The sequence below is a fragment of the Leifsonia sp. 10L418 genome, assembly GCF_056395445.1.
Map to the genome: position 1 here is coordinate 335,383 of NZ_JBFTJN010000002.1, position 14,143 is coordinate 349,525.

At 62.8% G+C, this 14,143-nt stretch carries 13 protein-coding genes and 2 tRNA genes; 9 read left to right on the forward strand and 6 right to left on the reverse strand.

Annotated features, from left to right (window positions below; translation table 11 throughout):
• Positions 1-8: 8 nt before the first annotated feature.
• The 4 genes from gyrA (at position 9) to AC1DCF_RS05065 (ending at position 3,180) form a co-directional block, all read left to right on the forward strand.
• Entirely contained in the window at positions 9-2,558 is a 2,550-nt protein-coding gene (gene gyrA / locus AC1DCF_RS05050) for a DNA gyrase subunit A (RefSeq protein WP_477210540.1), read from the forward strand.
• Positions 2,551-2,955, forward strand: a complete 405-nt coding sequence (locus AC1DCF_RS05055; RefSeq protein WP_441790703.1) for a DUF3566 domain-containing protein — start codon at positions 2,551-2,553, stop codon at positions 2,953-2,955. The genes gyrA and AC1DCF_RS05055 overlap by 8 nt, the downstream gene beginning before the upstream one ends.
• 51 nt (positions 2,956-3,006) lie before the next feature.
• Positions 3,007-3,080, forward strand: a tRNA-Ile gene (locus AC1DCF_RS05060).
• 27 nt (positions 3,081-3,107) lie between these two features.
• Positions 3,108-3,180, forward strand: a tRNA-Ala gene (locus tag AC1DCF_RS05065).
• Positions 3,181-3,572: 392 nt separating this feature from the next.
• Here the strand turns inward: AC1DCF_RS05065 and AC1DCF_RS05070 are convergent.
• On the reverse strand, positions 3,573-4,115 hold the full coding sequence (locus AC1DCF_RS05070; protein ID WP_441790704.1) for a hypothetical protein: 543 nt from the start codon (positions 4,113-4,115) through the stop codon (positions 3,573-3,575).
• A 145-nt stretch (positions 4,116-4,260) separates the two neighbouring features.
• Between AC1DCF_RS05070 and AC1DCF_RS05075 the strand changes: the two genes are divergently transcribed.
• Complete coding sequence (locus tag AC1DCF_RS05075; protein WP_441790705.1) at positions 4,261-4,800, forward strand: peptidylprolyl isomerase; 540 nt, start codon at positions 4,261-4,263, stop codon at positions 4,798-4,800.
• Positions 4,801-4,956: 156 nt separating this feature from the next.
• Positions 4,957-5,667: a rhomboid family intramembrane serine protease gene (locus AC1DCF_RS05080; protein ID WP_477210080.1), complete on the forward strand. Its 711-nt coding sequence runs from the start codon at positions 4,957-4,959 to the stop codon at positions 5,665-5,667.
• A 163-nt stretch (positions 5,668-5,830) separates the two neighbouring features.
• Here the strand turns inward: AC1DCF_RS05080 and AC1DCF_RS05085 are convergent, their stop codons facing one another.
• On the reverse strand, positions 5,831-6,076 hold the full coding sequence (locus AC1DCF_RS05085; protein WP_441790707.1) for a cell division protein CrgA: 246 nt from the start codon (positions 6,074-6,076) through the stop codon (positions 5,831-5,833).
• Positions 6,077-6,161: 85 nt separating this feature from the next.
• Between AC1DCF_RS05085 and AC1DCF_RS05090 the strand changes: the two genes are divergently transcribed.
• The 3 genes from AC1DCF_RS05090 to AC1DCF_RS05100 are packed head-to-tail and all read left to right on the forward strand — an operon-like array spanning position 6,162 to position 7,777.
• A complete protein-coding gene (locus AC1DCF_RS05090; RefSeq protein WP_477210081.1) occupies positions 6,162-6,971 on the forward strand; it encodes a class E sortase in 810 nt (269 codons plus the stop codon).
• Between the two features lie 9 nt (positions 6,972-6,980).
• Positions 6,981-7,142 carry a hypothetical protein gene (locus AC1DCF_RS05095; protein ID WP_477210082.1) on the forward strand — a complete coding sequence of 54 codons (162 nt, stop codon included), beginning with the start codon at positions 6,981-6,983 and terminating at the stop codon, positions 7,140-7,142.
• The gene (locus tag AC1DCF_RS05100; RefSeq protein ID WP_441790710.1) at positions 7,139-7,777 is read left to right on the forward strand and encodes an anthranilate synthase component II; all 639 of its coding nucleotides are present in this window, start codon (positions 7,139-7,141) and stop codon (positions 7,775-7,777) included. The genes AC1DCF_RS05095 and AC1DCF_RS05100 overlap by 4 nt, the downstream gene beginning before the upstream one ends.
• Positions 7,778-7,859: 82 nt before the next feature.
• On the opposite strand, the gene pknB is transcribed toward AC1DCF_RS05100, so the two are convergent.
• Genes pknB through AC1DCF_RS05120 form a run of 4 tightly spaced genes read right to left on the reverse strand, consistent with a single transcriptional unit; the run spans position 7,860 to position 14,143 of the window.
• Positions 7,860-9,557 (reverse strand): Stk1 family PASTA domain-containing Ser/Thr kinase, encoded by a 1,698-nt coding sequence (gene pknB, locus AC1DCF_RS05105; RefSeq protein ID WP_477210083.1) that lies wholly within the window; start codon positions 9,555-9,557, stop codon positions 7,860-7,862.
• 42 nt (positions 9,558-9,599) lie between these two features.
• Positions 9,600-11,312, reverse strand: a complete 1,713-nt coding sequence (locus tag AC1DCF_RS05110) for a serine/threonine-protein kinase (protein ID WP_477210084.1) — start codon at positions 11,310-11,312, stop codon at positions 9,600-9,602.
• Positions 11,309-12,760 carry a peptidoglycan D,D-transpeptidase FtsI family protein gene (locus AC1DCF_RS05115; protein ID WP_477210085.1) on the reverse strand — a complete coding sequence of 484 codons (1,452 nt, stop codon included), beginning with the start codon at positions 12,758-12,760 and terminating at the stop codon, positions 11,309-11,311. The genes AC1DCF_RS05110 and AC1DCF_RS05115 overlap by 4 nt, the downstream gene beginning before the upstream one ends.
• The gene (locus tag AC1DCF_RS05120) at positions 12,761-14,143 is read right to left on the reverse strand and encodes an FtsW/RodA/SpoVE family cell cycle protein (RefSeq protein WP_477210541.1); all 1,383 of its coding nucleotides are present in this window, start codon (positions 14,141-14,143) and stop codon (positions 12,761-12,763) included. It lies immediately after the preceding gene.

Consider the following 14,143-nt stretch of genomic DNA (forward strand, 5'->3'; position numbering starts at 1 on the left):
GCGACACCATCGATACCGCGGCCAGCGACGCCGCAGCAGCGGCTCACCTCGTGCAGCACGGCAAGATCGACCAGGTCGACCTGCAGCTCGAAATGCAGCGCTCCTACCTCGACTACGCCATGAGCGTCATCGTCGGGCGAGCCCTGCCCGACGTACGTGACGGTCTCAAGCCGGTGCACCGCCGCGTGATCTACGCCATGTTCGACGGCGGCTACCGCCCCGACAAGGCGTTCTCCAAGTGCGCCCGCGTCGTCGGCGACGTGATGGGTCAGTTCCACCCGCACGGTGACTCCTCGATCTACGACGCCCTCGTGCGTTTGGTGCAGCCGTGGAGCCTGCGCTACCCGCTCGCTCTCGGTCAGGGAAACTTCGGTTCCCCCGGCAATGACGGCGCCGCAGCCCCGCGATACACCGAAACGAAGATGGCCCCCCTGGCCCTCGAGATGGTGCGCGACATCGACGAAGACACCGTCGACTTTCAGGACAACTACGACGGCCGTACTCTCGAGCCGACCGTGCTCCCGGCCCGCTTCCCGAACCTGCTGGTCAACGGCTCGGTCGGTATCGCCGTCGGTATGGCCACGAACATCCCGCCGCACAACCTGCGCGAGGTGGCCGCCGGTGCGCTGTGGTTCTTGGAGAACCCCGAAGCGAACCGTGAGGAGCTTCTCGAGGCCCTGATGCTGCGCATCAAGGGACCCGACTTCCCGACCGGCGCCCAGATTCTCGGCACCAAGGGTATCCACGATGCCTACCGCACGGGTCGTGGCTCGATCACGATGCGCGCCGTCGTCAGCATCGAAGAGCTGCAGGGTCGCACCTGCCTCGTCATCACCGAGCTGCCGTACCAGGTCAACCCCGACAACCTGGCGATCAAGATCGCCGATCTGGTCAAGGACGGCAAGGTCGCCGGCATTGCCGACATCCGTGACGAGACCTCTGGTCGTACCGGTCAGCGCCTCGTCATCGTGCTCAAGCGCGATGCCGTCGCCAAGGTCGTGCTGAACAACCTCTACAAGCACACGCAGCTTCAGGACAACTTCGGCGCCAACATGCTGGCCATCGTCGATGGCATCCCGCGCACGTTGCCGCTGGACGGTTTCATCAGCCACTGGGTGACGCACCAGATCGAGGTCATCGTTCGGCGCACCCAGTTCCGTCTGAACAAGGCTGAAGCGGATGCCCACATCCTGCGCGGTTACCTCAAGGCTCTCGACGCCCTCGACGAGGTCATCGCATTGATTCGTCGCTCGCCGACGGTTGACGATGCCCGCGAAGGCCTGATGGCCCTGCTGGATGTCGACAAACTTCAGGCGGATGCCATCCTCGCCATGCAGCTGCGTCGTCTGGCCGCTCTCGAGCGTCAGAAGATCATCGACCAGGCGGCCGAGCTCGAGCGTCAGATCGCCGAGTTCAAGGCGATCCTCGCGAGCCCCGAGCGTCAGCGCACGATCGTCAGGGAAGAACTCACCGAGATCACCGACAAGTACGGTGATGACCGCCGTACCGAGATCATGTTCGGTTTCGACGGCGATATGTCGATCGAAGACCTCATTCCTGAAGAGGAAATGGTTGTCACCGTCACGCGCGGCGGCTACATCAAGCGCACGCGCAGCGACAACTACCGCAACCAGCACCGTGGCGGCAAGGGCGTCAAGGGTGCGCAGTTGCGCGCCGATGACGTGGTCGAGCACTTCTTCGTCACCACCACCCACCACTGGCTGCTGTTCTTCACGAACACCGGCCGTGTCTACCGCGCCAAGGCATACGAAGTGCAGGAGGCCGGCCGCGATGCCAAGGGCCAGCACGTCGCCAACCTGCTCGCGCTGCAGCCGGGTGAAGAGATCGCACAGATTCTCGACATCCGTGACTACGAAGTCGCCCAGTACCTCACCCTGGCGACCCGTGAGGGCCTGATCAAGAAGACATCGCTGAGCGAATACGACACGAACCGGTCCGGCGGCATCATCGCGATCAAGCTGCGCGAGGGCGACGAGCTCGTTTCGGCGCTGCTCGTCGAACAGGATTCCGACTTGCTGCTCGTCTCCCGCAAGGGCATGTCGATTCGGTTCACCGCGTCGGATGAGGCGCTGCGGCCGATGGGACGGTCGACGTCTGGTGTGATCGGCATGCACTTCCGTGGCGAAGACAACTTGCTCGACGCCTCCGTCGTCTCCGAAGACGGATTCGTTTTCGTGGTGACTGAGGGTGGCTACGCCAAGCGCACCTCGGCCGACCAGTACCGCCTGCAAAATCGTGGCGGTTTGGGCATCAAGGTCGCCAAGCTGAACGAGGATCGGGGCGACCTGGTCGGCTCACTGATCGTCGACGAAGAGGACGAAGTCCTGGTGGTCCTTGCCAGCGGCAAGGTGGTACGCTCTGACGTCGCCGAAGTGCCCGCAAAGGGCCGCGACACAATGGGCGTGGTCTTCGCAAAGTTTGCGGATACTGACAGGATCATCGCCATCGCAAAAAACACCGAACGCAATCTGGTGCCCGAAGAAGTCGACGGCGCTGCAGAGGGTGATTCGGAGAAAGTTGAGACCGTAGATGAGTAGCGTCGCAGAGAAACTTGCCAAGAAGTCAACTCGTTCGAAACCGACTAAGCAGGTTCGCCTGAAGTTGGTCTACATCGACTTTTGGTCGAGCGTCAAGTTGTCGTTCCTGGTAGCTATCTGCCTGGCTGTGGTGACAATTGTCGCTACGTTCTTGATCTTCACCGTGCTGAACCAGACAGGTCTGTTCGACAAGGCAAACGCCCTGTACACGGACATCGCCGGCAGCTCGGCGGATCTGAAGGACTTCTTGTCGATCGGCAACGTGATGGGTTTTGCCGTCGTCGTTGCGGTTCTGAACACTGTCGTGATTACCGCACTCGGTGCGATCTTCGCTGTTTTGTACAATCTGAGCGTCAAAATCACCGGTGGATTGCTCGTGGGATTCACCAACAATTAGCTCGATTGGGATAATCGCGCAGATTCCGATAGTCTCGAATCTGCCCGATTGGGGGATATAGCTCAGGCGGTTAGAGCGCTTCGCTGATAACGAAGAGGTCCCAGGTTCAAGTCCTGGTATCCCCACAAATGGTCACTTCCGGGTGATCATTCGGGGCCATAGCTCAATTGGTAGAGCGCCTGCTTTGCAAGCAGGAGGTCCGGGGTTCGATTCCCCGTGGCTCCACAAATGAAGAAGACCCCCACCCCCGCTTTTGGGGTGGGGGTCTTCTTCATTTAATCGTGCGCTGCGAATCGAACGCGAGGCGGTGCGACGCAGGAGCCCCGCCGAGGGGCTCCCCGTGGCTCCGTGCGAGCGAAGCGAGCACGAGCCTCTCAGTCGCTTTCTAAGCCGCTTTCCTCTCTTCCGCACCCCGATCCCTCCTTCAGCCCCGCAAATCGGCTCACGGGGTCACTTCGACAGGCTCAGTACATCGCTCGACAAGCTCGACCAACGCCATACCGAGGTCGTGAGCGAAGCGAGTTCGCCGCCGTCTCCCAGACCAGAGCCACCCACACAAACCAAAAAGGCCCACATCTTTCGATGTGGGCCTTTCATTCAGCACGAGAACAGGCGCTCTACGCCTCGGCGTTCCCCTTCAGTGCCTCAAACTCGTCATCCGCGACCCAGAGCTCGTCATCAGCCCGGAAGGTCTGCCAGACGGCGTAGGCGACGCCGACAGCGGCGGCAATACCAATTCCGAGAGCAATGTAGGTTCCAGCGCCCGGGCCCTTCTTCTCCACAACGACGGGCTTCTGAAAGCTCAGACGGTTGAGGGCGGCGCGCACGCGGGCATCCCGGGCGATGTCGCCGACCGACATGACGCTGCCGATGGTGTTGCCGATCGCGTTGCCGAGACCGGGGATCACTTCGTCGGTCACGCGACGACGCACGTCTCCGGCGAGGTGCTGCGTGGCCTGCACGCGGGGCTGTACGTACTGCTCGTATCCTTCGCGAACGCGAGGAACGACTTCTTCACGGGTGAGCACACCGGCCTGGCGCCCGGCTTCCCTGGCCACGGCATTGGCGTGGTCCATCACCTCTTGCTGGTGGCTCCACAGTTCGTCGGCGCTCTTGCGCAGGCGAGTGAGTTCCTTGCGGCGCTTGCGTGACAGGCTCATCTGGACCCTCCATCGGTGTCATCTGGCGAACAGACACCATCTTGCCACTGAATCGCCTGAATGCGCTCTGAGTATCTGCAGTGCATCTCGGCGGGCGCATTCTGGGATCGCCGTCGCTGAGAGCTGCTGTGCAAGAATTGTTGCTATGTCTAAGCACACTGCTGTCGCCACTCTCAACACGTCACTCGGACCGATCAAGGTCAATCTTTACGGAAACCACGCTCCGAAGACTGTGAAGAACTTCGTAGGGCTCGCCACCGGCGAGATCGAGTGGAAGCACCCCGGTACGGGTGAAACCTCGAAGACGCCGCTCTACGACGGCACGATCTTCCACCGCATCATCAAAGACTTCATGATCCAGGCCGGCGACCCGCTGGGCCAGGGCATCGGTGGCCCCGGCTACCAGTTCGACGACGAGATCAGCCCCGACCTCGACTTCACCCAGCCGTACGTGCTCGCCATGGCGAACGCCGGCATCCAGGGTGGCCGTGGCACCAATGGCTCGCAGTTCTTCATCACCGTCGTTCCGACGACCTGGCTGCAGGGCAAGCACTCGATCTTCGGGGCCGTCGAAGACGAGGCCTCCCGCGCAATCGTCGACAAGCTGGCCACTGTGCCGACCGACGGACGTGACCGCCCGCTCGAAGACGTTGTCATCGAGAGCATCACCGTCGAGCAGGTCTAAGGACTCTCTTTCATGTCGGGGATGCCGCGAGTGGCTGCAAATTACTGCTATCGGCACCCCGACAGGCAGAGCTTCGTGCTCTGCCAGCGCTGTGGGCGCACCATCTGCGGTGAATGTCAGACGCAGGGCGCCGTCGGCGTGATCTGCCCTGAATGTATGCGTGAGCAGCGCGCCAACGCCCCGCGCACCAAGCCGGCGTTGTTGACCCGGCTGAACCGGATGACCGGTGACGGCACCCCGGTGGTCACCTATTCGATCATCGGCGTGACGGTCTTCGTCTATCTGCTGCAGTTGATACCCGCTTTGGGGGTTACCAGCGCCCTGCAGTATGCCGGCCTGTATTCGTACCCCCAGTTCTTTGAACCGTGGCGCATGCTCACCAGCGTGTTCGTGCACGCGACGGGCGGGTTCCCGTTCCACATTCTGCTCAACATGTACACGCTGTGGATCTTCGGGTCGCTGCTCGAGCGGATGCTCGGACGCTGGCGTTTTCTCGTCGTCTACCTGCTCAGCGGGCTGGCCGGTTCGCTCGGTGTGCTGTTTCTCGCGGATCCGACGATCGCGGTGGTCGGCGCATCCGGAGCCATCTTCGGCGTGATGGGCGCATTCCTCGTCATTCACCAGCGCCTGGGCGCGAACATGACGCAGCTGGTCGTGCTCATCGGACTCAACCTGGTGATCGGGTTCTTCCCCGGATTCAGCATCGCGTGGCAGGCGCACCTCGGCGGACTGATCGGCGGCGCCCTGGTCGGCCTGATCTTTGTGCAGACCCGCAAGCGAAACCAGCAGACTCTTCAGATCGTGCTGTTGGTCGCCCTGACCCTGGTCATGATTCTGCTCAGCCTGAGCAAGTTCATCACAGCCTGAGCCTGTTCGTCTGAGCCTGTTCGTCTGAGCCCGTGCACGTACGTTGGGCCCCCGTGAGCCCTGCTCAGCGGTCTAACCGGCCAAGCAAGTTATCCACAGGACTTTCCACATGGGGATAATTACACCGTTGTAACTAACCGGTAGATGGCCTGTGACCGGGCAATTAACGCCAGCGCGTTGTCATCAGGAAGCCGATGAAGGCGATCCCGAAGCCGACCAGGATGTTCCAGGAGGCGAGGGCAGGAATCGGCAACTGGCCCTGGCTGACGTAGAAGACGATGATCCAGACCAGGCCAAGAAGCATGAACCCGAACATCACTGGCTTGAACCACACCGGGTTGGGTGCTTGTTCGCCGGAGCGGGTAGTTTCGTCGCGCGCGGGCTTGGTGCGGGGATTCGTACGGGCCATGCGAGAGATTCTACCGTCATCGACCTGATGACCCGGTGCTCCCGCCCGGCGAAAGCCCGGGCCTGCCCCGATTAGGATTGTCAGCATGACCGACGACGCCGAGTTCCGCGGAGAAATTCGCGTGCCCGACGCCCGGCACCGGGGAAGAAAGAAGCAAACGCGCCGTCCTGTGACGGTCGTCGGCGTTCTCGGCGAACTGCTGATCACCGCCGGTGCCATCGTTCTTATCTTTCTCGGTTGGCAGCTGTGGTGGAACGACATGATGATGTCGAACTCACAGTCACAGGCATCCACCGACATCAGCCGAGAGTGGATCGAGAAAGCCACGAAAGACCCGGCGGCGATCCCGCCGGTTCCCGCCGACTACGGCGACCCGATCGTTGCGAAAGCCCCGGCAGAAACCGAAGCGCTCGGGGTACTCTACGTGCCGCGCTTTGGCGCCGACTACCACCGCACGATTGCCGAAGGCATCAAGACCAATGTGCTGAACAGCCCGCGAACGGGGATCGGACACTACCCGGGTACGCAGATGCCGGGCGAGGTAGGAAATTTCGCGATTGCAGCGCACCGCAGCGCAAATGGCGGCGGAATGCATTTGATCAATGAGTTCCAGCTCGGCGACGCCATCTACGTGCAGACCGCCGACGGTTACTACACCTACCGATTCCGCGACCTTCAGTATGTTCCCCCGACGGCGGCAACCGTCATTGCCAGCGTTCCGGGCCGGCCCGAGCTGGCCCCAGTCGACCGGATCATCACGTTGACGAGTTGCAACCCGCTGCTGTCAACGGCTGAGCGCATCATTGCGTACGGCGTCTTTGAGTCGTGGCAGCCCTTGACCGCCGGACCGCCGGCCGAACTTGCTCCCCTCATCGACGCACAGGCACAGGGCTAGGAGGCCGACATGTACGCAACAATCTGGCGGGTTCTGCCCGGTCCCGTGTGGCTGCGCATCCTCTTCGTCCTGATCTTGATCGGTGCCGCACTCTTTGCCCTCGCCACTTGGGTATTCCCCTGGGTGGAAATGATCACCACGAATCAGGAAGTGACGGTCGGAGCCCCATGACACGCATCCTTGTCATCGACAACTACGACAGCTTTGTGTACACCCTCAACGGTTACCTGATGGAGCTCGGAGCCGAAACCGATGTCGTGCGCAACGACGACTTCGCTGACGCCGACGTGCCCGCACGCATCGCAGAGTACGACGGTGTTCTGGTTTCTCCCGGCCCGGGAAAGCCTGCCGACGCCGGGATGTCCATCGCCGCCGTGAAAGCGGCCTACGCCTCCGGCCTGCCGCTGTTCGGCGTGTGCCTGGGCCACCAGGCGATCGCCGAAGCATTCGGGGCCACCGTCACCAACGCCGAAGAACTCATGCACGGCAAGACCTCAGTGATCACCCACGACGACAGCCCGTTCTATGACGGGGTGCCGCAGCCGTTCACTGCCACGCGCTATCACTCGCTCGCCGTCGTTGATTCGACGGTTCCCGACGAACTCATCGTCACCTCCCGCACGCAGGGCGGAGTGATCATGGGCTTGCGTCATGCGACCGCACCGATTCTCGGCGTGCAGTTCCACCCTGAGTCTGTGTTGACCGAGGGCGGCTACCTGATGCTCGGCAACTGGCTGGCACTGGCCGGACTGCCCGAGGCACGCGAGACCGCGAAGGGCCTGAACCCGCTACTGCGGCTCGGCTAGCCAATGATCGGGCCTGTCGAGATCACACCGCCCGGTCTCGAGAACGGCCCATTGGGTTCGACAGGCTCGACCAACGGAAAAGCTAGCCGGCGCAGTAGGTGAGCGTGACCTCTGACTTCTGGGGAACCTGTCCGGGTGCCAGCGACTGCTGGGTGACTGGGGAGCCCGGCTTCTCCGAGCAGTCATAATCGGGTTCGGGAACCGGAACCAGGAGCAGGGTAGCGCCGCGCAGCAGGTCTGTCGCAGCGCTCAGGGACTGGCCCCGCAAATCATCTAGGGTGACCATGCCGTTGGAAACGAAGAAGTTCACGGTCGTGCCGAGGGGTTGCTCGCTCGCCCCGGCCGGATCGGTGCTCAGCACCAGATCCGCCGCGACGGTCGGGGAATCCTGCGATGTCACGGTGCCGGGCGTGAACTCGGCGGCGGTGATTGCGGCCTGCGCGGCCTCAATCGGTTGATTGAGAACATCCGGCACAGCGGCCATCTCCGCACCGGTTGAAACATAAACGGTGATGACTTCTTTGGGCACGACGATGGTGCCGGACGGCGGGTCGGTGCGAATGACCTGATCGACAGGGACCGTCGCACTCGATTCCTCAGCCTTCAGAGAGGTCAGATCCAAGTCGAGCAGAGCGCTTTGTGCCTGTTCGTAGGTCTGACCCGCCAGGCTCGGAACCTTGCGGGAGTTGTCGGGAATCTCGGTCGACGGCGACAAGCTGAACACCCAGAACATGACCGCGACGACGATGACGACGACGCTGACGATTCCGGCCCAGATCCAGATCACCGGCGGACGGCGCTGCGTGCGCACCATCGTCTGATCCTCGGATAGCTGCTTCAGGGCCAGTTCAGAGCTGGACACCGCACCGGTCGGGGTGCCGAACAAACCGGCTGCCGAGTCGTCGATCGGACGGTGAACCGGAATCTGGCCGGAACCGGCCACCTCGACGTCGTTGCGAAACTCAACCGCGCTTTGGTACCGGGAGAATCGATCCTTGGCGAGGGCATGAAGCACCACTGCGTCGAGAGCCGGCGACACCTTCGGGTTGATCGAACTGGGTTTGACCGGGGCTTCGCTGACGTGCTGGTAGGCCACGGCGACCGGGGTCTCGCCGCGAAACGGCGGTCGTCCGGCAAGCATCTCGAAGAGCACAACACCGGTGGAGTAGAGGTCGGTACGTGCGTCGACTGACTCGCCTTTTGCCTGCTCCGGTGAGAAATAGGAGGCGGTACCGAGAATTGCAGTGGTCTGCGCGACGGTCGTCGAGGAATCGGAGATGGCCCGGGCGATCCCGAAATCCATCACCTTCACCTGACCGGTGCGGGTGATCATGATGTTGCCGGGCTTGATGTCGCGGTGAACGACGCCCGCGCGGTGCGAATACTCGAGGGCAGTCAGAACACCGTCGATGATGCGCACTGCCTCAGCGCTGTCGAGCGCACCCTCGCTGATAATGTCTTTGAGAAGTCGGCCGTCGACGAACTCCATGATGATGAACGGCAGCTGGGTCTCGTGACCGTTTGCCTCTGTCACCGTCTCTTCGCCGGCGTCGAACACCCGCACAATCGTGGGGTGAGCCATTCGGGCAGCAGCCTGAGCCTCTTGCCGAAACCGGGTGCGAAAAGCGGGGTCGACTGCGAGTGAGGGCTTGAGCAGTTTGATTGCGACAGCGCGGCCGAGGCGTGAGTCTGTGCCAATGTGCACATCAGACATCCCGCCACGACCGATGAGCGCACCGACCCGGTATCGACCCGCCAGAAGACGGCCTTCCTCAATCAATACGCCACTCCCGGCTCGATCCCAACTGTGATCATGTCTGCTCTACCCATTGGGTGTTGTCGTGGGAACGGATGGAATGACGGTAACCGTCGTAGCCGGTGACCACTCTGTTGCAACCGGGCCACAGAAGTAGCGGTAGCTGACGTTGAAGTTCTCGGTTCCGGCGGTGACGCTCACATTGGTGTCCTGGGTCGGGTTCGTCGACGTGATTGTCGCTCCGCCGTCAACCCGGGCCTCATAGCCGGAGAGCGTCTGACCCGACGGGCAGGATGCTGCGCTCCAGGTCACGGACACGCTTGCACCGCCTGCGACTGTGCTGGGTGTCGCGCTGGGGCCGGACGTGGGATTATCCGGCGTGGCGACCGGGCCGTAGACCGTGACGGTGATCGTCTGCTTGAACGGGATCGGACCGGTCGGGTTCACCTTGTAGACAGTGTCAACCTTGTCGCTGCTGGGTGCGGCGTCGCCGGTGACCACATTCGCACCGAGATCCATGGCCACGAGCTTGGCACTTGCTTCGGCGCTCGTCAGACCGACGAATTCCGACTGCGTCACGTTGACCGTGGTCGGTGCCGGCGGCGTTGTCGCCGTTGGCGACGGCTTCGTGGTCTGCTTCGGCGTCGTGACCGGCGCCGAGCTCGAGGGCGGCGCAGTGGGGGTGTTCTGGCTGACCAACGAGATGACGATTCCACCGAGCACGAGCACGAGCAGGGCGATCAGCACGATCAGCGGCCAGGTCCAGGGGCTGCGCTTCTTCTTCTTCTTCTCTTCTTCCTCGGCTGCCGCCGCGGCAGCAGCCGCAGGGGTGCCGGGGATGGCGAGCGGAAGAACCGTGGTTGCGTCGTCGTTTCCGACACCCGGCATCAGCATGGTGGCAGCGTCGGTCGGGGCGTTGCCGCCGAGCACGGCCGGTACGGATGCGGCCGCCGCAGCGACGTCGCCGCGCCGAAGAGCCGTGGCAGCGCGCGCCAGGTGCGCGGCGGAGGCCGGACGTTCGGCAGGGTCTTTCGCGAGGCAGGCGAAGACCAGGTTGCGCACGGGCTCCGAAACGGTCACCGGGAGTTCGGGTGCAGTCTCGTTGATCTGCGCCATCGCGATCGCGACCTGTGATTCGCCGGTGAACGGGCGTCGCCCGGCCAGGCATTCGTAGGCGACGATTCCGAGTGAGTAGATGTCGGTGGTCGGTGAAGCGGGTCGCCCGCTGGCCTGCTCTGGCGAGAGGTACTGCACAGTACCCATTACCTGACCGGTTGCCGTCAGCGGCACCTGGTCGGCGATACGAGCAATGCCGAAGTCGGTGATCTTGACGCGGCCGTCTGGCGTGATCAGCAGGTTGCCTGGCTTGATGTCGCGGTGCACGAGACCTGCGGCGTGGGCAGCGTGAAGCGCGGCAGCCGTCTGGGCGACGATGTCGAGAACCTTGTCGGTGGGCAACACGTGTTCGCGCTCGAGCACAGTGGAGAGTGCCTCACCGGGCACGAGCTCCATCACCAAGAAGGCGCTGCCGTCTTCTTCTCCGTAGTCGAAGACGTTGGCGATGCCTTCGTGGTTGACCAATGCCGCATGGCGAGCCTCGGCGCGGAAACGCTCAAGGAACCCGGGGTCGCCGAGATACTCGTCCTTCAGGATCTTGATGGCGACGGAACGGCCGATGACGAGGTCAGTGGCCTTCCATACCTCGCCCATGCCGCCGATGGCAATCCGTGACGCCAGCTCGTAACGCCCCCCGAAGGTGAGCCCTGTTGTCGGTCTCATTTATTCAGCACCGCCTCTAGTACCTTCTGTGCAATTGGCGCGGCAACAAGATTGCCGTACCCCGTTTGGCCGAGCCCGCCGCCGTCCTCGACGAGAACGGTGATCGCGTACTTTGGATCGTTTGCGGGGGCAAAACCGGTGAACCACAACGTGTACGGATCAGTCTCACCGTTCTCCGCCGTTCCGGTCTTTCCCGCCACTTCAACCCCGTCTATTCTTGCATTGCTCGCCGCTCCGTCATTGACGCCATTGATCATCATTTGAGTCATGGTGGCGGCGGTCTCCGGGGTGATCGCTTGCCCCATGGATTCGGGGTTGAACGTCTCACGCGGGCTGAGGTCGGGGGAGAGGATCTCATCGACAAGATTGGGCTTCAGGAGCATCCCATTGTTGGCGATCGCCGACGAGACCATCGCCATCTGGAGCGCCGTCGACTGCACGTCGCCCTGTCCGAATGCGGACAAAGCGAGCTGCGCATCGTCGAGTCCGCGCGGGTACACGCTCTGGGAGACGGTCAGCGGGATCTCGTAGTCGGTGTTGAAGCCGAATTTCTCGGCCTGCTCCCGGATGGCGGTCTCGCCGAGTTCGAGTCCGAGCTCGGCCATCGGGATGTTGCAGGAGAGTCGCAGGGCCGTGGCGATGGTCGTGGTTTCGCCCGGGCCACAGGTGCCGCCGCCGGAGTTGATCACTACCGAGGTGGATCCGGGAAGTGTGAAGGTTCCCGGGTTGGGGAAGGTGCTCTCCGGGGTGTACTTGCCGGACTCGAGCGCCGCGGCAACGACGACAAGCTTGAACACCGATCCGGGCGGGTTCAGTTCGTTGATGGCACGGTTGATCAACGGCGCGGCGGGATCGTCGATCAGCGCCGCATAGCGCTCGTTGACAAGGTCGGTGTCGTGAACGGCCAATTCGTTTGGGTCAAAGCTCGGCTTGGAGACCATGGCCAGCACGCGGCCGGTCTTCGGCTCGGTGACGACGACTGAGCCCGTGTAATCCCCGAACGCGTCCCAGGCCGCCTGTTGCACGACCGGGTCGATCGTGGTTTCGACCGCGGCGCCCTTTGGCGTCGCTCCGGTCACGATCGCGCTGAGCTGGTCGAAGAATTGCGAGTTCGACGTGCCGCTGAGCTCACGATTGAGGGCGGCTTCCAGACCGGTCGGCGCACCGTTCACCGGGAAGAATCCGGTGACCGGCGCATAGAGCGGACCGTTGCTGTAGGTGCGCTGGAATTTGAAATCGTCGTCGACCGGCACGGACTGCGCGATGGGCTCGCCGTCGACGAGGATCGGACCTCGTTCGACGCCGTAGCTGTTCAGCAGGGTGCGGGTGTTGCGGGAATCCGCGGCCAGGTTCTCCGCCTGAACGGCCTGAATGATCGTCGTCGACGTGAGCAGTGTGAGAAACATCAGCAGCACGACGATGCTGACTCGCTTCAATTCGCGATTCATTTAGACCACCAGCCTGGGTTGATTGCGTACCGTGTCGGAGAGACGCAGCAGCAGCGCGGCGATGATCCAGTTGGCGACCAGCGAGGATCCGCCGGCCGCGAGAAAGGGTGTGGTGAGTCCGGTCAGCGGGATGACGCGCGTGACGCCGCCGATCACGATGAAGCACTGCAGCGCGATGGTGAAGGCGAGACCGACGCTGAGCAGTTTGCCGAAGTCATCCTGGCCGGCAAAGCCGATGCGGAATCCGCGGGCGACGAAGAGCATGTAGAGCGCGAGGATCGCGAAAAGTCCGGCGAGGCCGAGCTCCTCGCCGAGGCTGGCGATGATGTAGTCGCTCTGCGGCACCGGGGTGATGTCGGGGCGCCCCTGGCCGAGGCCGGTTCCGATCAGGCCGCCGTTGGCGAGCCCGAAGATGCCCTGCACCAACTGGTAGCTGCCGCCGTCTGCCGAGTAGACCCCGGGGTTGAACGCGTCGAGCCAGTTGGTGAACCGGCCGTTGACGTAGTCGAGGGTCTGGCTGGCGATCAGGGCGCCGCCGAGGAACAGGCTCATGCCGAGCACCACCCAGCTCAAACGCCCGGTGGCCACGTAGAGCATGACCAGGAACATACCGAAGTACAACAGTGCGGTTCCAAGGTCGCGCTGAAAGACGATGACCGACATCGAGAGCGCCCAGACGACGAGGATCGGACCGAGGTCGCGCAGGCGCGGGAACTGCATCCCGAGGAATCGTTTGCCGACCATGGCGAGACTGTCGCGGTTTTGCACGAGGTAGCCCGCGAAGAAGACGGCCAAGGCAATCTTGGCGATTTCACCGGGCTGGAAGGTGGCGAAGTCGCCGATCCCGATCCAGACTTTGGCTCCGTTCACCTCGTGCCCGAGACCGGGAACCAATGGCAGAAGAAGCAGAACCACGGCCACAAGACCGGCAATGTAGGTGTATCGGAACAAAACCCGGTGGTTGCGGATCACGAGCATCACGGCGATCGCGCAGAGGATGGCGAGGGCGCTCCAGACAATCTGGCGTACGGAGGCGCTCGCCCAGCCCTCTTCATTGTTTGCGATGTCGATGCGGTAGATCATCGCAATGCCGAGGCCGTTCAGAACCGTGACGATCGGCAAGATGAAGGGGTCGGCATCCCTGGCCGTGAATCGCATGACGACATGCAGGGTCAGCACCAGCACCGACAGGCCGGCGCCGAGCAGCACCAGCTGCGTGTCAATGTGGCCGAGGGCGCCGAGCTGAACCAGCACGATGGCGATGGCGTTGATCGCGCAGGCGATCAGCAGCAGAAACAGCTCAAGATTGCGCAGTTTCTGGGGCAGGTGCAGGCGTTTGATGGCACCGGTTTTCGGACCCGTCGCCCGCGGCGACGAATCCAT